This window comes from uncultured Escherichia sp. (genome assembly GCF_948475835.1).
Taxonomy (GTDB): Bacteria; Pseudomonadota; Gammaproteobacteria; order Enterobacterales; family Enterobacteriaceae; genus ECMA0423.
The window spans coordinates 1-16,726 of sequence record NZ_CAOLGM010000025.1 but is presented as its reverse complement, the minus strand read 5'-3'; the positions used below and the strand labels follow the sequence as shown (position 1 = coordinate 16,726).

The window sequence follows — 16,726 nt, the reverse complement described above, 5'->3', positions numbered from 1 at the left end:
TCTTAGCGGCGTTTAGCCATCATTTCGTCGACGATATCGCTAAGTTGTTGTAATTTCGGTGCGCAAACGTCACGCAGCATCAGTTCGTTGTCTGGTAAACCGACGACCGATGCCCAGACTGCACGGCCTGCCAGGAATCCCGATGCGCCCGCCGTCATTGCCACGCGTACGGCACGCGGGAACAGTTTTTCGTCGACACCGGAAGAGAGGATCACCCATGGCATATTGATATGGTCATTCAGACGTTGTGAAGCACAGAGAAGCTCTTGTTGCGGACCTTTGCCATAAAGCGGCATTTCAACTTTGTAGAGGTCAGCGCCACTGTCGCCCAGCTCTTTGGCGGCATCGATGATCGCTTGTTCGCGATCGAATTTATCGCCACGACGCGGTGGGCGGACGACTGGCTCAATGATGCTTACCAGACCGTGTGAGTGGCACAGTTCGTTGAACTCTTTCACCATATCCAGACGTTGCTGCGCATCTTCATCACTACGCCACAGCACCAGCAGTTTTAAGGCTTTGCCACCGTCTTGTTTGATCTGTAGCGGATTGATTTTGCGGTCAATAACCACGCTATCGACCGGAATACCGTTGCCAGGAATGAACTCATCGGCGGCGACAATCATGGCGCAACTTTTGGCAATCGCGTTTTGCTCAACCACCTGGCGGTAGCAGAATTGTTGATCTACCAGAATCGCCGAGGCATAAGGCGAGAGGGCCTTTGCAGCGTTAACTTTGAAATCAGTTAAAACGCTATCGGCTACCGGAGCGGGTGCCCCAGCCGCGGCAAACATCATGCGCATGGCTTCGCGCTGATCGACCGCCAGCATGGCAAAACCGCCCGATGCGCGCGTAATGTCGTTGATGGTGTACTTATTCATTCATTTATTCCTTTATCCAGTCGTTACATTTTTACTTTGGCAGTCATCCCGGCACTGACACGGACCTGTTCCAGAATGGCGGACCAGTCCTGGCGACCGCGACCCGCTGCGCGCGCCTGGCTATAAACCTCCCGTGAGGCGGCCCCCAGCGGCATTGGCACATGCAGCTGGTTGGCGACATCAAGGGCGATGCCAAGATCCTTATGGGCAAGATCGATCATGAAGGCGGGAGAAAGATCTCCGCTGAGGACTTTGTTTGGCCAGGAAGTGGTGAAGTGACCTTTACCGGCGGCGGTACCGCTCATCACTTTGACGGCAACATCGAAGGGAAGATTCAGGGCTTCGCACAAAACGGCGGCTTCTGCCGAAAGCGCATTGAGCGCGATGCTCATGTAGTTGTTGATGAGCTTAACGCGGATCCCCATGCCCGGACCGCCAGCGTTGATCAACTCACTGCCCATCGCCATCAGGATCGGTGTGGCACGTTCAACTTGTTCAGCGGTGCCGCCAGCCAGCAGTAACAGAGTACCGGTAATGGCATTTGCAGAAGTACGGCCTACCGGAACATCCATCATGCTGAAGCCTTTGGCTTGCATATCGGCAATCAATTTATCGGTTTGCAGCGGATGGATGGTGGACATATCAATGACCAGCGCATCGGTAGATAAGCCTTCGCAAACGCCGTTTTCACCGAACAACACGTTGCGCACCAGATCGCCATTCGGCAACATGGTAATGATAAATTCGGCATCTTTAGCGGCCTGCGCCGGGTTGGCGGCGGGAGTCGCACCTTTGTCTACCAGATGCCGCACAGCTTCGGCGTTCACATCAAAGACGCGAAGTTGATGCCCTTGCTGCAATAAATTGCTCGCCATTGGCGAACCCATTTGTCCTAAACCGATAAACGCGATTGCTGCCATAACCCTCTCCTGAATACAGTGATGTCACTTTTTGTCATTTATGACATGCTTTGCTTGTCTGTTTTTGATCGTATTTGTAATTTATCGTCAAAAAATTGACAGCCGTCACTTTTTAAACAATTGGTGAAATTAAAATGAACGCATCCCAAAATGTTTAAGGAATGACCATGATTCGTGTTGCTTGTGTAGGTATAACCGTGATGGATCGCATCTATTACGTGGAAGGGTTACCGACGGAGAGCGGTAAATACGTGGCGAGAAATTATACGGAAGTTGGTGGCGGGCCAGCGGCGACGGCAGCGGTTGCGGCGGCAAGGCTGGGGGCGCAGGTCGATTTTATTGGTCGCGTAGGTGATGACGACACGGGCAACAGCCTGCTGGCAGAGCTGGAATCCTGGGGCGTTAACACCCGTTACACCAAACGGTATAACCAGGCGAAATCTTCGCAATCCGCCATCATGGTGGATACCAAAGGCGAGCGGATAATCATTAACTACCCCAGCCCGGATCTGCTGCCTGACGCAGAGTGGTTGGAGGAAATTGATTTCTCTCAGTGGGATGTTGTGCTGGCAGATGTACGCTGGCACGACGGCGCTAAAAAAGCCTTCACCCTGGCCCGTCAGGCGGGTGTGATGACCGTTCTGGACGGGGACATTACGCCGCAGGATATCAGTGAGCTGGTGGCATTAAGCGATCACGCGGCCTTTTCAGAACCGGGTCTGGCGCGCTTAACGGGCGTGAAAGAGATGGCCAGTGCGCTAAAACAGGCACAAACGCTCACAAATGGTCATGTCTATGTGACCCAGGGTAGCGCAGGCTGCGACTGGCTGGAAAATGGTGGGCGTCAGCATCAACCGGCCTTCAAAGTTGATGTGGTAGATACCACAGGTGCGGGTGATGTTTTTCACGGCGCTTTGGCGGTGGCGCTGGCAACAAGTGGGGATTTAGCGGAGTCAGTCCGCTTCGCCAGCGGTGTAGCGGCGTTAAAATGCACACGTCCCGGTGGACGAGCCGGGATCCCTGACTGTGATCAAACCCGATCTTTTTTGTCACTTTTTGTATAAAATGCCAGGGTGATGGTTTTTCGAGGAATTTTCATGAGCCTTACCGAACTAACCGGTAACCCGCGGCACGACCAACTCCTCATGCTGATCGCCGAGCGTGGGTATATGAATATTGATGAGCTGGCAAATCTGCTGGATGTCTCCACGCAGACGGTCCGCCGGGATATTCGTAAATTAAGCGAGCAAGGCCTGATTACGCGCCATCACGGTGGCGCGGGTCGGGCTTCCAGCGTCGTTAATACGGCGTTCGAGCAGCGTGAGGTTTCGCAAACCGAGGAAAAAAAAGCGATTGCCGAAGCGGTGGCAGACTATATTCCTGATGGTTCAACAATATTTATCACCATTGGTACGACTGTTGAGCATGTTGCCCGGGCGTTACTTAACCATAATCATTTGCGGATAATCACCAACAGCCTGCGTGTGGCGCATATTCTTTACCACAACCCGCGCTTTGAAGTGATGGTGCCCGGCGGTACGTTGCGCTCTCATAATAGCGGGATCATTGGCCCTTCAGCGGCGTCCTTTGTGGCTGATTTTCGTGCTGATTATCTGGTAACAAGCGTTGGGGCGATTGAGAGCGATGGCGCGTTGATGGAGTTTGATGTAAACGAAGCTAACGTGGTGAAAACGATGATGGCGCACGCGAGAAATATTCTGCTGGTCGCCGATCACACTAAGTATCATGCTTCGGCGGCGGTTGAAATTGGTAACGTGGCACAGGTCACTGCGCTCTTTACCGACGAGCTGCCGCCCGCTGCGCTAAAATCACGCTTACAAGACAGCCAAATTGAAATCATTCTTCCCCAGGAAGACGCGTAGATTTTTGTGACCGTTAACCTGGCTTCATACCTTGCCACATAGCCAAACCCATCCTTTCCCGCTACAGTTAATTTCTTGTGGCGCGAAAGGAGGCAAAAATGCTCTATATCTTTGATTTAGGTAATGTGATTGTCGATATCGACTTTAACCGTGTGCTGGGAGCCTGGAGCGATTTAACGCGTATTCCGTTGGCATCGCTTAAGAAGAGTTTTCATATGGGGGAGGCGTTTCATCAGCATGAGCGTGGGGAAATTAGCGACGAAGCGTTCGCAGAGGCGCTGTGTCATGAGATGGCTCTACCGCTAAGCTACGAGCAGTTCTCTCACGGCTGGCAGGCGGTGTTTGTTGCGCTGCGCCCGGAAGTGATCGCCATCATGCATAAACTGCGTGAGCAGGGGCATCGCGTGGTGGTGCTTTCCAATACCAACCGCCTGCATACCACCTTCTGGCCGGAAGAATACCCGGAAATTCGTGATGCTGCTGACCATATCTATCTGTCGCAAGATCTGGGGATGCGCAAACCTGAAGCACGAATTTACCAGCATGTTTTGCAGGCGGAAGGTTTTTCACCCAGCGATACGGTCTTTTTCGACGATAACGCCGATAATATAGAAGGAGCCAATCAGCTGGGCATTACCAGTATTCTGGTGAAAGATAAAACCACCATCCCGGACTATTTCGCGAAGGTGTTATGCTAAAAACCATTCAGGACAAAGCCAGGCACCGTACTCGTCCACTATGGGCCTGGCTAAAACTACTCTGGCAACGTATTGATGAGGACAACATGACAACCCTGGCAGGTAACCTTGCCTATGTGTCTTTGCTCTCATTAGTGCCGCTGGTTGCCGTTGTTTTTGCGCTTTTCGCCGCTTTTCCCATGTTTTCCGACGTCAGCATTCAGTTGCGTCACTTTATTTTTGCCAACTTTCTGCCTGCTACTGGCGATGTTATTCAGCGGTATATCGAACAATTTGTTGCCAATTCCAACAAGATGACCGCCGTTGGCGCGTGCGGGCTGATCGTCACCGCATTATTGTTGATGTACTCCATCGATAGCGCGTTGAATACCATCTGGCGCAGTAAACGAGCGCGACCAAAAATTTACTCGTTTGCCGTGTACTGGATGATTTTAACGCTGGGGCCGCTGCTGGCAGGGGCCAGTCTGGCGATCAGTTCCTATTTGCTCTCCCTGCGCTGGGCGAGCGATCTCAATACTGTCATCGACAACGTGCTGCGTATTTTTCCGCTGCTGTTGTCGTGGATCTCCTTCTGGTTGCTGTACAGCATTGTTCCTACCATCCGCGTACCTAACCGCGACGCGATTGTCGGCGCGTTTGTCGCTGCACTCCTGTTCGAAGCAGGAAAGAAAGGTTTCGCGCTTTATATCACCATGTTCCCGTTATATCAGCTCATTTACGGCGTGCTGGCGGTGATCCCCATTCTCTTTGTTTGGGTCTACTGGACATGGTGTATCGTCTTGCTTGGCGCGGAAATTACTGTCACTCTCGGGGAATACCGCAAACTAAAACAAGCAGCTGAACAAGAAGAAGACGACGAACCATGATTGCATTAATTCAACGCGTAACCCGTGCCAGCGTCACCGTGGAGGGAGAAGTGACGGGCGAAATTGGCGCGGGACTTTTGGTGTTATTGGGTGTCGAAAAGGATGACGACGAACAGAAAGCAAACCGTCTGTGCGAGCGTGTGCTCGGCTACCGCATCTTTAGCGATGCCGAAGGCAAGATGAACCTCAACGTGCAACAGGCGGGCGGCAGTGTGCTGGTGGTTTCCCAGTTTACCCTCGCCGCAGATACCGAACGGGGGATGCGCCCAAGTTTCTCCAAAGGTGCATCACCGGATCGCGCAGAGGCGTTATATGACTATTTCGTCGAACGCTGCCGTCAGCAAGAGATGAACACGCAAACAGGACGCTTCGCTGCGGATATGCAGGTATCGCTGGTCAATGATGGCCCCGTGACATTCTGGTTGCAGGTATGAGCCAGCTTCCAGGGTTGTCACGGGAAACAAGAGAGAGTATCGCTATGTATCACCTTCGGGTTCCACAAACAGAAGAAGAATTAGAGCGTTACTATCAGTTTCGCTGGGAAATGTTGCGTAAGCCCCTGCATCAACCAAAAGGTTCGGAACGCGACGCGTGGGATGCGATGGCGCATCACCAGATGGTCGTCGACGAGCAGGGTAATCTGGTGGCGGTAGGCCGATTGTATATTAATGCCGACAATGAAGCGTCCATTCGCTTTATGGCCGTTCACCCGGACGTGCAGGACAAAGGGTTAGGCACGCTGATGGCGATGACCCTGGAGTCGGTGGCGCGTCAGGAAGGCGTTAAGCGCGTGACCTGTAGCGCCCGTGAAGACGCGGTGGAGTTTTTCGCCAAGCTGGGATTCATTAATCAGGGGGAGATCACCACCCCAACTACCACGCCGATTCGCCATTTTTTGATGATTAAACCCGTTGCCACTCTGGATGATATTTTGCATCGCGGCGACTGGTGCGCGCAGCTGCAACAGGCGTGGTACGAACATATCCCGCTTAGTGAAAAAATGGGCGTGCGTATTCAACAATATACCGGGCAAAAATTTATCACCACCATGCCGGAAACCGGTAATCAGAATCCGCACCATACGCTGTTTGCCGGGAGTTTATTCTCACTGGCAACGCTCACCGGTTGGGGGCTTATCTGGCTGATGCTGCGCGAACGCCATCTCGGCGGAACGATTATTCTGGCGGATGCGCATATCCGCTACAGCAAGCCGATTAGCGGTAAACCTCATGCGGTAGCCGACCTTGGTGCCTTAAGCGGCGATCTCGACCGTCTGGCGCGCGGACGAAAAGCACGGGTGCAGATGCAAGTTGAAATCTTTGGCGACGAGACGCCGGGTGCAGTGTTTGAAGGCACGTATATCGTTCTGCCCGCGAAGCCATTTGGCCCGTATGAAGAGGGCGGGAACGAAGAAGAGTAGGGGCGTTTTACTTGACTGAAAAGGTTTTCAATCTGAAAACCTTTTCAGGGCCCAGGTCCGAAGTTACCTTCCCGCTCTCCAGGCAACATCCCGTAGTGCCGATCGCGCGGCCTCGCTGATACCACCTAACTGAAAAAATCCGTGGATAACGCCAAGGTAGCGTTGGCAGGTGCATTGCACTCCTTGCCCTGTCATGCGGTGATACAACGCTTCACCTTCATCGCAAAGTGGGTCGTATTCAGCGGTAATGATATGTACAGGTGGCAAGCCATTGAAATCATCGCGCCAAAGAGGGCTGGCTTCAGGATGCCTGCGTTCAATGCCTGGCAGATACATCTCAAAGCCGCTCAGTAAAGTGTCGCGTGTGATGATGTAATCGTGACCATTGCGTATGTAGCTTTCGAAATGCGCAGTCGCATCAAGCATAGGATAAATTAAGATGAGTTGTGCCGGTTGCCACTCGCCAGCACGCTTTAATCGCAAAGCAGTTACCAGCGCCAGATGTCCGCCCGCACTGTCACCGGCAAGAGTTATACGTTGTTTATCAACGCCGAGTCGTTCGGCGTGTTGCCAGACTATTTCTGCACCTCGTTGCGCATCATCATGGGCGGCGGGGAAAGTATGTTCCGGTGCCAGCCGATACTGGACGGCAATAACCCGACATTGCCCGTAATAGGCTAACTGGCGCAGCTGGTTGTCGTGAGTTGCGAACCCGCCGCTAACAAAACAGCCACCGTAGTAATAAATTATCGTCGGGAGTAATGTCGGGGCATTCAGCGGCGACACTATTCGTAAGGTCATCCCTTCAAGTTCGATAGTCTGAATATCTACCCGCGTTTCTGTCTCACCCGCAAGGACAGCGCTGGCGATATAGCCCTCCCTGCGCTGCGCAATACTTTGTTGACGCGATGAGGGGCGACCCGCAGCGATAAACTTTTCGACTAACTCTGCAATTCCTTTTTCCAGTGCCATAGTAGAACTTATTTTGCTGTATGAATGTACAGTCTTATACACCCGTTTTTGCTGGATGGATACAGGGAAATTCACGGGCGTGAAAAATCTGGAAAGCGCCTCGCAAATCTAAAGACTAACCCGGCAGAGACGTGGTTTTGCTGGAGCACTATCAGTAAGCTAGTGGTTTCAAGGGTACGTCAATGACGTACAAAAAGGATTGTTACTCTAAGCCAATGGCGTATAATTATGCTCTTCATCGAAACGGAAATTTTTACTGAAGATGTTCAAAAACTGCTGACCGACGATGAATTCAGTCGTTTTCAGTTTTTCCTGGCCTTGAATCCTGACTATGGTGAGGTAATACCTGAAACTGGTGGGTTAAGAAAGGTTCGATGGGTGTCAGGAGGAAAGGGGAAACGTGCTGGTGTCAGGGTTATTTACTTTCATCAGGTTAAACATTATGAGATCAGATTACTGCTTATTTATCGTAAGGGTATTAAAGATGATCTGTCTCCCCAGGAAAAAGCAATGCTCCGGTTGTTAAATACGAGGTGGTAAATGGATAAGGCACTTTTTGAGCGGTTGACTCACAGCATGGCCCAGATGAATGAAATTATTGAAGGAACGCGACAGCCTTCGCGGACTTTTGAAGTTGATGCTATGAAAATCAAAGAAATACGCCGCGCTTCAGGGTTGTCACAATCTAAATTTGCCGATCTTATTTCTGTAAGCGTAGACACGTTGCGTAACTGGGAGCAGGGGCGACGTTCACCGACCGGGCCTGCAAAGGCTTTGCTGCGAGCGATTGCCAATGATCCGCAACATGTGCTGCAAGCACTTAACCGTTAGAGGCATGGTTATGCCATACAGAAAGCACTAGCATTCAGAACTCCTGTGAAAGCGGCATAGTGGTCGCCTGCCCAGGAGTTTTGCTATGACCCGTAATCGTGCTGAACGTCGCCACCCTATGATGCGATTAAAAAAACTCATCGTCGCGCTGATGATTGACGTCAATGCTATCGGATGATACCGGGGGGTTCCGGAAGGAATTCCTTGTTTCCCGAACTGTTACCAACAAAATTATAACGATGAACAAGTAAAGACCGGTTGGTGGCAGTACTGATCGGTCTGTGATGGATGATTAATTTCACCTTAAATCCGGGTGCTGTTAGGATGCTGACATTTTTCGGGTACACCATTCAGATTATGCAAATAAAGATCCAATCAAAAAATAAACATCCCTGAATATAATATATTCATAGCATCCATAACTCATCCTGGGCGATAACTAAACCATTTTTGAGTAATAAATGAAACAACTGCAACACTCTTATTATTTCTGGAAAACGCCTCGCAAAAACAAAACAACATGCAAAAATCCGCTTTTTTTAAATGATTTTCCGGCGTAATTTTCGCACATACATTAATGAGTAATATAGGTAAGGTGGTGGTAATGGCGATGAATACGGTTTTTCTTCATTTATCAGAAGAGGCAATTAAACGGCTGAACAAACTTCGGGGCTGGCGTAAGGTTTCACGATCTGCAATTTTACGCGAAGCGGTTGAGCAATATCTGGAGCGGCAGCAATTTCCGGTGCGTAAAGCAAAGGGAGGCAGGCAAAAGGGGGAGGTAGTTGGTGTTGATGATCAGTGTAAGGAGCATAAGGAATGAAAAAAATTTTTCATTCTTGAATATAAAAAAACAGATGCCCTTATTCTGGTATTAATACAAGGCTGTTTTACTTGAACTTATAATAACTGCAACTGTTACATCGTATCTGGAAAACGCCTCGCAAAAATAAAAAATGATGCGTAAATGAGCTTTCTTTAAAGATTCGGCAAGGGTACTTTTCTCTCCATAGATTCAAAAATGATATTGGCGAGATATTTATGAACTCTCTGGCAGGTATAGATATGGGCAGAATTTTACTCGATTTATCGAATGAGGTGATTAAGCAACTTGATGATCTCGAGGTGCAGCGTAATCTTCCTCGTGCGGACCTATTAAGGGAAGCGGTAGATCAATACCTGATAAATCAATCGCAAACAGCAAGAACCAGTGTTCCTGGCATCTGGCAAGGGTGTGAGGAAGATGGTGTCGAATATCAGCGTAAGCTGCGCGAGGAATGGTAATGGGAAAAAATGATGTCAATCAGATTGCTGACAACGTGCGCGTTGTTCATGCCGGATGCGGCGTGAACGCCTTATCCGGCCTACAAAGTCATGCAAATTCAATATATTGAAGTTTATTGGTAGGGCTGATAAGCGCAGCGCATCAGGCAATCATACGCTTGTCATCAGTGACATACCCATAACCTTATCGATGTGTTGGAGGGAAGAACGAGGCAAACAGACAATTGCGGCATGATCTTGAATGGGTAACGCGGAATACGAGAGATGGTGTCGTCACACCCTATGAGCTGTAATCCGGGCGACCAGCGCCACCCGGAAAACGTCAGAGATTACTCCCCTTCACCCGGAAACAGGAACGGGTTGATGGAACTGCGGGCATAGCCTTCTTGCTCTATTCGCGCGTCCAGTACCAGAGAAGCGAGGTCATCTGCCACGGCTTCAACTTTCGGTTCTTTTTCCTGATAAAGAATCTTCAGGTAAGTGCCACAGTCATCGCAGCTTTCGGCTTTAATCGCGGCCTGTTCGTCATCCAGCGACCAGTAATGCAGTTTGCCGCTCTGCTCGCAGTTGCTGCATTTTACGCGCACTACGTGCCATTCGGTTTCACACAGGTTGCAGTGCAGGTAACGCAGACCCTGAGTGGTGCCAATTTGCACCATGCTGGACACCGGCATAGAACCACAAACCGGGCAATATTGACGTTGCTCGCCGTATTCAGCGCGGGCTTTGCCGGGGATCAGATTGGCCATCTGCGCCCAGTAGAGCGACAGTGCAGCCCAGATAAACGGCGCTTTATCGCTGCTGACGGATGAGAAATCAGAGGCAAACAGTGCGCTGGCCATATCTTCCAGCTCCTGAGTTGATGCCTTCTCCAGATTCTCAATCACTGCCAGCGCCGGGCCGCTCATTTCAGGTTTCAGCTCAGCAATCAGCGCCATCAGCAGCTTTTGCCAGTGCTTATCACGCGGCAGAACGTGAATATCCAGCGGGGGCTTGCCCTGTGCGCTGGCTTCTTTAATGCGCGCGGTCAGATCCATCTCCAGCGGATGGTCGTACAGCACCACTTCCTGGGCGTGGGCGATAAGCGCAGCAAAGCGCAGGTAATCACCCAGCGGATTATTTTCTGCCAGCTCGCGCAGACGCTCGGCGCGGCGGTTGTATAAATTCTTGAGCCGAGGGAACAATAACGGCGGAATCATATCCGCCGTACGTTTCTCGCTCGAACCCAGCTCATCTTGCGGGATTATGCGAATACTCATTCAGCTTTCTTTTCCGTTGTCTTGCGGACCTCACGGTACCAGCGCGGGTGATGTTTCTTCGCCCAGGCGCTGGTAACCCATCCTTCCACCATGGCGGTAATCGTGCCTTTCACCCAAAGGGCGGCGTAGATATGCACCATGATAACCACAATTAACGCCACTGCGGCAAATGAATGCAGCATTAACGCGAATCGGATCACCGGGATTGAGAAAGCAGGCGCAAAATAAGGACGCCAGATAATCACGCCGCTCACCAGCAGCAGAACCAGGAAAATAATCGCCGCCCAGAAAACGCATTTCTGACCGAAGTTATAACGCCCGGTGTCACCTACTTCCTCGTTGACGACGATCTTACGAATATTCTTCGCCCAAAAGATATCATCCCGATTGATTAGGTTGTGATGCCAGTAACGGAAAAACATGATGATGAACGAGGCAAACATAACCACGCCGACAAACGGGTGCAGAATTCGCGCCAGCTGCGGTGTGCCCATGATTTGCATCAACCAGTTGAAGGACGGGAACAAAAAGCCCAGCCCGCTCACCGCCGCCAGGATGAAGCAGAAGGCGGTGATCCAGTGGTTGATACGTTCCGGCGCGGTGTAGCGCACGATGGTGTCACGTCGTTTCATTTGCGCTCCTCGTCTTTCTCTTCGTGCAGATTATTCTCTTCCTCATCCGCACGGTTCGGACCGACACCCACGTAGTGGAAGATACTGGCCGCAAAGGTAGCCGCAAAGCCAACAGCCGCGAGCGGTTTCCAGATGCCTTTCCAGAATTTCACGGTTTCGCTGATTTCCGGGTTCTCCGGCAAGCCATGATACAGATTTGGCTTGTCAGCATGGTGCAGCACGTACATGACGTGTGTACCACCGACGCCTGCCGGATCGTACAGACCCGCATTGTCGTAACCGCGGGTTTTCAGCTCAGCAACGCGCTCGCTCGCCAGCGTTTTCATCGACTCTTTCGTACCGAAGTGAATCGCGCCCGTTGGGCAGGTCTTCACGCAGGCTGGTTCTTGCCCAACCACCACGCGGTCAACGCACAGCGTACATTTGTAGACGCGGTTGTCTTCCGGGTTGAGGCGCGGAATGTCGAACGGACAGCCCGCAATGCAATAACCGCAGCCAATGCACTGCTCGGACTGGAAGTCGACGATACCGTTGGCATACTGAATAATTGCACCTTCCGCCGGGCACGCTTTCAGGCAGCCTGGATCGGAACAGTGCATACAGCCGTCTTTGCGGATCAGCCATTCCAGTTTGTCGTTCTGCTCCACTTCCGAGAAGCGCATTACCGTCCACGATTTGGCGCTTAAATCATTGGGGTTGTCGTACACCCCAATGTTATTGCCGACGGTATCGCGAATGTCGTTCCACTCTGAACACGCCACCTGACAGGCTTTACAGCCGATACAGGTGGTGACGTCGATGAGTTTCGCCACTTCTTCCTGGAAGTCCCGCGCCTGAGGCGCGGGGGTCAGACCGTTAGTCGCGGAACGACGAATGATATCTTGAGATTGATAAGCCATATGTCGTCTCCGTTACACCTTTTCCACATTCACAAGGAAGGACTTAAACTCCGGCGTCTGCGTGTTCGCATCACCAACGAATGGCGTTAACGTATTGGCAATAAAGCCTTTTTTAGCTACACCTTCATAACCCCAGTGAATCGGAATACCGATGGTATCGATATCTTTGCCGTTCGCTTTCAGCGTACGAATACGTTTGGTCACCACCGCTTTGGCTTTGATATAGCCACGGTTGGAGGAGACTTTCACGGTATCGCCCTGGGCAATGCCAAGTTTATTCGCCAGCGACTCCCCGATTTCCACAAACTGCTCTGGTTGCAAAATCGCGTTCAACAGCGCGTGTTTGGTCCAGTAGTGGAAGTGCTCGGTCAGACGATAGGTGGTTCCGACATACGGGAACTTATCGGCTTTACCCAATGCTTCGGCGTCGTCTTTAAAGATACGTGCAGCCGGGTTCGAGATAACGTTTGGATGCAGCGGGTTAGTTCCCAGCGGCGTTTCAAACGGCTCGTAGTGTTCCGGGAACGGACCTTCCGCCATCTTATCGAGGGCAAACAGACGCCCCATGCCTTCCTGCTGCATGATAAACGGCCCGACGCCGCTACCCGGAGGCGCTGCGCTGTAGTCCGGAATATCCCAGCCGGTCCACTTAGTGCCGTCCCATTTCAGCAACTGACGCTTCGGATCCCACGGGTTACCCTGCGGATCTGCGGAGGCGCGGTTATACAGAATGCGGCGGTTAAGCGGCCATGCCCATGCCCAGCCCAGCGTGTTACCGAGGCCAGACGGATCGGCGTTATCACGACGCGCCATCTGGTTGCCTTCCGGCGTCCAGCTACCGGCGAAAATCCAGCAGCCACAGGAGGTTGTACCGTCATCGCGCAATTGGGCGAACGAGCTAAGTTGTTGGCCTTTCTTGACGATAACCGCACCGGTTGCCGGATCGGTAATATCGGCCAGCGCCTTACCGTTGCTCTCCATCGCTACTTCTTCCGACTTCGGCTCATGCGGAATGGCGTAGTTCCAGGTCATGTTCAGCACCTGGTCCGGGTTCGCGCCACCCTGTTCGGCATACATCTTGCGCAAGCGCAGGAAGATACCGGAGAGGATCTCGCCATCAGTCAGCGCAATCCCCGGGGCGTCCGCACCTTTCCAGTGCCACTGCAACCAGCGACCTGAGTTAACGATTGAACCGTTCTCTTCTGCGAAGCAGGTCGATGGCAGACGGAACACTTCGGTCTGGATCTTCGACGAGTCAACTTCGTTCAGCTCACCGTGGTTCTGCCAGAAGTTAGAGGTTTCAGTGTTCAGTGGGTCGATGGTGACGAGGAACTTCAGTTTCGACAGACAACCGATCACTTTGTTTTTGTTCGGGAATGAGGCAACAGGGTTAAAGCCCTGGCAGATATAGCCATTGACCTTGCCCTCTTTCATCATCTCGAAGTACTGCAGGACGTCGTAGCCTTTATCCCACTTCGGCAACCAGTCAAAGCCCCAGCTATTTTCCGCCGTCGCTTTATCACCAAAGAAGGCCTTCATCATAGAGACGAAGAATTTCGGGTAGTTGCCCCAGTAGTTTACCTGGCCTTCCAGCAGCGGTTTTGGCGTGTTGGCGGTAAGGTAGGTTTGCAGATCGGTCTGCTTCTCGCTTGGCAGCGTCATGTAACCTGGCAGACTCTGCGACAGTAGCCCCAGGTCCGTCAGCCCCTGAATATTGGAGTGACCGCGCAGGGCGTTAACGCCGCCGCCGGCCATCCCCATATTGCCGAGCAGCAGCTGGATCATCGCCATCGTACGAATGTTTTGCGCACCAACGGAGTGTTGCGTCCAGCCGAGGGCATACAGGAACGAGGCAGTTTTATCGTGAGCACTGGTTTCTGCGATGTATTCGCAGACTTTCAGGAACGCGTCTTTTGGCGTACCACAGATGTTTTCAACCACATCTGGCGTGTAGCGGGAAACGTGCTGTTTCAGCAAGTTCCACACGCAGCGCGGATGTTGCAGCGTGGTATCGCGTTTGGCGAAGCCGTTTTCGTCCAGTTCATAAGTCCAGGAGGATTTATCGTACTTGCGTTTTTCCGCGTCGTAGCCGGTGAACAGGCCATCTTCAAAGCCGTAATCCTCACGCACTATCAGGCTGGCGTTGGTATAGGCTTCGGTGTATTCGCGGTTGAATTTTTCATTGTTCAGCAGGTACAGCAATACGCCTGACAGGAAAGCAATGTCAGTACCGGAACGAATAGGGGCATAGTAGTCAGCTACCGCCGCCGTACGCGTAAAGCGAGGATCGATCACAATCAGCTTCGCGCCGTTGTGAATTTTGGCTTCCATCGCCCAGCGGAACCCGACCGGGTGAGCTTCAGCGGCGTTACCGCCCATCACCACGACGAGGTTGGCGTTCTTGATGTCGACCCAGTGGTTGGTCATCGCACCGCGACCAAATGTTGGAGCAAGACTTGCTACCGTTGGTCCGTGTCAGACACGCGCCTGGTTGTCGACCGCGAGCATACCCAGCGCGCGGGAGAATTTTTGCGTTAAATAGCCGGTTTCGTTACTCGACGCGGAAGCACACAGCATCCCGGTGGAGAGCCAGCGGTTAACAGTCACGCCTTCGGCGTTTTGCGCAATGTAGTTAGCATCGCGGTCTTCTTTCATCAGTTTGGCGATGCGATCAAACGCCTCTTCCCAACTGATTTGCTGCCATTTATCAGAACCTGGCGCACGGTATTCCGGAAACTTCAGACGGCTTTCAGAGTGGATGAAATCCACCAGGCCAGCGCCTTTCGGACAAAGTGCACCGCGGTTGACCGGGTGATCCGGATCGCCTTCGATATGGAAGATAGATGCTTTGGCGTTTTTTGCTCCGTCACCGAGGCTGTACATCAACAGCCCACAGCCTACGGAACAATAGGTGCAGGTATTACGGGTTTCGCGGGTGCGCAGCAGTTTATACTGCCGGGTTTCCGCGAGCGCTACGCTGGGTGCAAAACCCAGTGCCGCTGCCGTGGTGCCTGCCATACCGCCAGCGCAGATCTTAAAGAACTGCCTTCTGCTGACCTGCATGGATTGCTCCTTGTTTCGACATTGTCACGTCCCATTTACATTCGCTTGCTGCGTGTGCAGGGAGTGGGAGTTATTTTTCTTTGCGGAAGGGGCCGCAAAGGTCCAGAATTGGCTCAATTTCCCTCCATCCAGGAAGGGTTTGTAACAGAATACCATAATGTTGGTGTGTGTGTTCTTATCTGGTTAAGAGAAAGTGAAAAAAACACAGCAAAAAGAAATCGAAAATGTGACAAATATCACAGGTGTTCGTCAAATTGAGTTATGGCGGCGTGATGATTTACAACACCCACGGTTAGATGAGGTCGCGGAAGAAGTTCCCGTTGCGCTGGTCTACAACGGCATTTCGCATGTGGTGATGATGGCGTCGCCCAAAGACCTTGAGTACTTTGCGCTCGGTTTTTCGCTTTCCGAGGGGATAATAGAAAGTCCGCGCGATATCTTCGGCATGGATGTCGTTCCTTCCTGTAATGGTCTTGAAGTACAAATTGAGCTTTCCAGCCGCCGCTTTATGGGGTTGAAGGAGCGCCGCCGGGCGCTGGCGGGACGTACGGGCTGTGGCGTATGCGGCGTGGAGCAACTTAATGACATCGGAAAACCGGTGCAGCCGCTACCGTTCACCCAGACGTTTGATCTCAACAAACTGGATGATGCATTACGTCATCTCAACGATTTTCAGCCAGTGGGGCAACTGACTGGTTGTACTCACGCCGCTGCCTGGATGTTGCCATCTGGCGAACTGGTCGGCGGGCATGAAGACGTGGGTCGCCATGTGGCGCTGGACAAACTGTTAGGCCGCCGGTCACAAGAAGGGGAAAGCTGGCAGCAAGGTGCGGTACTGGTTTCCAGTCGTGCCAGTTATGAAATGGTGCAAAAGTCGGCGATGTGCGGCGTAGAGATTTTGTTTGCGGTGTCTGCCGCGACCACGCTTGCTGTAGAAGTGGCTGAGCGTTGTAATCTGACGCTGGTGGGTTTTTGTAAGCCGGGTCGGGCAACGGTTTATACCCATCCGCAGCGTTTGAGCAATTAATTAAAATAAGTCCTGCGATATATATTAAATTGCAGGACTTATTCATTTCGTGAATTTTATTATTTTATTTATAAATAAAACGCGTGTAGTG

The 16,726-nt window shown here is 51.8% G+C and carries 18 protein-coding genes; 11 read left to right on the top strand and 7 right to left on the bottom strand.

What is annotated here, in order from left to right; translation table 11 throughout:
• Positions 1 to 2: 2 nt before the first annotated feature.
• Both yihT and yihU read right to left on the bottom strand, forming a co-directional pair.
• Entirely contained in the window at positions 3 to 881 is an 879-nt protein-coding gene (gene yihT, locus QZF50_RS07360; RefSeq protein ID WP_001737627.1) for a sulfofructosephosphate aldolase, read from the bottom strand.
• Between the two features lie 23 nt (positions 882 to 904).
• A complete protein-coding gene (yihU, locus tag QZF50_RS07355; protein ID WP_000718893.1) occupies positions 905 to 1,801 on the bottom strand; it encodes a sulfolactaldehyde 3-reductase in 897 nt (298 codons plus the stop codon).
• 167 nt (positions 1,802 to 1,968) lie between these two features.
• Between yihU and yihV the strand changes: the two genes are divergently transcribed.
• The 6 genes from yihV (at position 1,969) to fabY (ending at position 6,668) form a co-directional block, all read left to right on the top strand.
• Positions 1,969 to 2,865, top strand: coding sequence for a sulfofructose kinase (gene yihV / locus QZF50_RS07350; protein ID WP_000621656.1), 897 nt, complete (start codon positions 1,969 to 1,971; stop codon positions 2,863 to 2,865).
• A 33-nt stretch (positions 2,866 to 2,898) separates the two neighbouring features.
• On the top strand, positions 2,899 to 3,684 hold the full coding sequence (locus tag QZF50_RS07345; protein ID WP_000059678.1) for a DeoR/GlpR family DNA-binding transcription regulator: 786 nt from the start codon (positions 2,899 to 2,901) through the stop codon (positions 3,682 to 3,684).
• Between the two features lie 98 nt (positions 3,685 to 3,782).
• Positions 3,783 to 4,382 carry a glucose-1-phosphatase gene (gene yihX / locus QZF50_RS07340; RefSeq protein WP_001295269.1) on the top strand — a complete coding sequence of 200 codons (600 nt, stop codon included), beginning with the start codon at positions 3,783 to 3,785 and terminating at the stop codon, positions 4,380 to 4,382.
• Complete coding sequence (locus QZF50_RS07335) at positions 4,376 to 5,248, top strand: virulence factor BrkB family protein (RefSeq protein WP_061892615.1); 873 nt, start codon at positions 4,376 to 4,378, stop codon at positions 5,246 to 5,248. The genes yihX and QZF50_RS07335 overlap by 7 nt, the downstream gene beginning before the upstream one ends.
• Positions 5,245 to 5,682 (top strand): D-aminoacyl-tRNA deacylase, encoded by a 438-nt coding sequence (dtd, locus tag QZF50_RS07330; RefSeq protein ID WP_000560983.1) that lies wholly within the window; start codon positions 5,245 to 5,247, stop codon positions 5,680 to 5,682. The genes QZF50_RS07335 and dtd overlap by 4 nt, the downstream gene beginning before the upstream one ends.
• A 44-nt stretch (positions 5,683 to 5,726) precedes the next feature.
• Complete coding sequence (gene fabY, locus QZF50_RS07325; RefSeq protein WP_001343389.1) at positions 5,727 to 6,668, top strand: fatty acid biosynthesis protein FabY; 942 nt, start codon at positions 5,727 to 5,729, stop codon at positions 6,666 to 6,668.
• 63 nt (positions 6,669 to 6,731) lie between these two features.
• Here fabY and QZF50_RS07320 read toward each other — a convergent pair whose 3' ends face one another.
• Positions 6,732 to 7,640: an alpha/beta hydrolase gene (locus tag QZF50_RS07320; protein WP_001162704.1), complete on the bottom strand. Its 909-nt coding sequence runs from the start codon at positions 7,638 to 7,640 to the stop codon at positions 6,732 to 6,734.
• A gap of 228 nt (positions 7,641 to 7,868) precedes the next feature.
• Here QZF50_RS07320 and QZF50_RS07315 point away from each other — a divergent pair, with 228 nt between their 5' ends.
• The 4 genes from QZF50_RS07315 (at position 7,869) to yiiF (ending at position 9,755) form a co-directional block, all read left to right on the top strand.
• The gene (locus tag QZF50_RS07315; protein WP_000897305.1) at positions 7,869 to 8,180 is read left to right on the top strand and encodes a hypothetical protein; all 312 of its coding nucleotides are present in this window, start codon (positions 7,869 to 7,871) and stop codon (positions 8,178 to 8,180) included.
• On the top strand, positions 8,181 to 8,471 hold the full coding sequence (nadS, locus tag QZF50_RS07310; protein WP_000356397.1) for a NadS family protein: 291 nt from the start codon (positions 8,181 to 8,183) through the stop codon (positions 8,469 to 8,471).
• A 604-nt stretch (positions 8,472 to 9,075) separates the two neighbouring features.
• Positions 9,076 to 9,294 carry a CopG family transcriptional regulator gene (locus QZF50_RS07305; protein ID WP_001295676.1) on the top strand — a complete coding sequence of 73 codons (219 nt, stop codon included), beginning with the start codon at positions 9,076 to 9,078 and terminating at the stop codon, positions 9,292 to 9,294.
• Positions 9,295 to 9,512: 218 nt separating this feature from the next.
• Complete coding sequence (gene yiiF, locus QZF50_RS07300; protein ID WP_001086388.1) at positions 9,513 to 9,755, top strand: protein YiiF; 243 nt, start codon at positions 9,513 to 9,515, stop codon at positions 9,753 to 9,755.
• Positions 9,756 to 10,084: 329 nt separating this feature from the next.
• Here the strand turns inward: yiiF and fdhE are convergent, their stop codons facing one another.
• The 4 genes from fdhE to fdnG are packed head-to-tail and all read right to left on the bottom strand — an operon-like array spanning position 10,085 to position 15,608.
• On the bottom strand, positions 10,085 to 11,014 hold the full coding sequence (fdhE, locus tag QZF50_RS07295; RefSeq protein ID WP_001749031.1) for a formate dehydrogenase accessory protein FdhE: 930 nt from the start codon (positions 11,012 to 11,014) through the stop codon (positions 10,085 to 10,087).
• Positions 11,011 to 11,646 carry a formate dehydrogenase cytochrome b556 subunit gene (gene fdoI, locus QZF50_RS07290; protein ID WP_000829013.1) on the bottom strand — a complete coding sequence of 212 codons (636 nt, stop codon included), beginning with the start codon at positions 11,644 to 11,646 and terminating at the stop codon, positions 11,011 to 11,013. The genes fdhE and fdoI overlap by 4 nt, the downstream gene beginning before the upstream one ends.
• Entirely contained in the window at positions 11,643 to 12,545 is a 903-nt protein-coding gene (gene fdoH, locus QZF50_RS07285; RefSeq protein WP_000331377.1) for a formate dehydrogenase O subunit beta, read from the bottom strand. Before fdoH ends, fdoI begins: the two co-directional genes overlap by 4 nt.
• Positions 12,546 to 12,557: 12 nt before the next feature.
• On the bottom strand, positions 12,558 to 15,608 hold the full coding sequence (gene fdnG / locus QZF50_RS07280) for a formate dehydrogenase-N subunit alpha (protein WP_011310337.1): 3,051 nt from the start codon (positions 15,606 to 15,608) through the stop codon (positions 12,558 to 12,560).
• Between the two features lie 193 nt (positions 15,609 to 15,801).
• On the opposite strand from fdnG, the gene fdhD reads away from it, so the two are divergent.
• Positions 15,802 to 16,635 carry a formate dehydrogenase accessory sulfurtransferase FdhD gene (fdhD, locus tag QZF50_RS07275; RefSeq protein WP_000753589.1) on the top strand — a complete coding sequence of 278 codons (834 nt, stop codon included), beginning with the start codon at positions 15,802 to 15,804 and terminating at the stop codon, positions 16,633 to 16,635.
• The last annotated feature ends 91 nt before the right edge of the window (positions 16,636 to 16,726 follow it).

What these genes read in the sequence shown, in the direction of transcription:
- yihT (WP_001737627.1), bottom strand. Translation starts at nt 881, where the DNA reads ATGAATAAGTACACCATCAACGACATTACGCGCGCATCGGGCGGTTTT.
- yihU (WP_000718893.1), bottom strand. Translation starts at nt 1,801, where the DNA reads ATGGCAGCAATCGCGTTTATCGGTTTAGGACAAATGGGTTCGCCAATG.
- yihV (WP_000621656.1), top strand. Translation starts at nt 1,969, where the DNA reads ATGATTCGTGTTGCTTGTGTAGGTATAACCGTGATGGATCGCATCTAT.
- QZF50_RS07345 (WP_000059678.1), top strand. Translation starts at nt 2,899, where the DNA reads ATGAGCCTTACCGAACTAACCGGTAACCCGCGGCACGACCAACTCCTC.
- yihX (WP_001295269.1), top strand. Translation starts at nt 3,783, where the DNA reads ATGCTCTATATCTTTGATTTAGGTAATGTGATTGTCGATATCGACTTT.
- QZF50_RS07335 (WP_061892615.1), top strand. Translation starts at nt 4,376, where the DNA reads ATGCTAAAAACCATTCAGGACAAAGCCAGGCACCGTACTCGTCCACTA.
- dtd (WP_000560983.1), top strand. Translation starts at nt 5,245, where the DNA reads ATGATTGCATTAATTCAACGCGTAACCCGTGCCAGCGTCACCGTGGAG.
- fabY (WP_001343389.1), top strand. Translation starts at nt 5,727, where the DNA reads ATGTATCACCTTCGGGTTCCACAAACAGAAGAAGAATTAGAGCGTTAC.
- QZF50_RS07320 (WP_001162704.1), bottom strand. Translation starts at nt 7,640, where the DNA reads ATGGCACTGGAAAAAGGAATTGCAGAGTTAGTCGAAAAGTTTATCGCT.
- QZF50_RS07315 (WP_000897305.1), top strand. Translation starts at nt 7,869, where the DNA reads ATGCTCTTCATCGAAACGGAAATTTTTACTGAAGATGTTCAAAAACTG.
- nadS (WP_000356397.1), top strand. Translation starts at nt 8,181, where the DNA reads ATGGATAAGGCACTTTTTGAGCGGTTGACTCACAGCATGGCCCAGATG.
- QZF50_RS07305 (WP_001295676.1), top strand. Translation starts at nt 9,076, where the DNA reads ATGGCGATGAATACGGTTTTTCTTCATTTATCAGAAGAGGCAATTAAA.
- yiiF (WP_001086388.1), top strand. Translation starts at nt 9,513, where the DNA reads ATGAACTCTCTGGCAGGTATAGATATGGGCAGAATTTTACTCGATTTA.
- fdhE (WP_001749031.1), bottom strand. Translation starts at nt 11,014, where the DNA reads ATGAGTATTCGCATAATCCCGCAAGATGAGCTGGGTTCGAGCGAGAAA.
- fdoI (WP_000829013.1), bottom strand. Translation starts at nt 11,646, where the DNA reads ATGAAACGACGTGACACCATCGTGCGCTACACCGCGCCGGAACGTATC.
- fdoH (WP_000331377.1), bottom strand. Translation starts at nt 12,545, where the DNA reads ATGGCTTATCAATCTCAAGATATCATTCGTCGTTCCGCGACTAACGGT.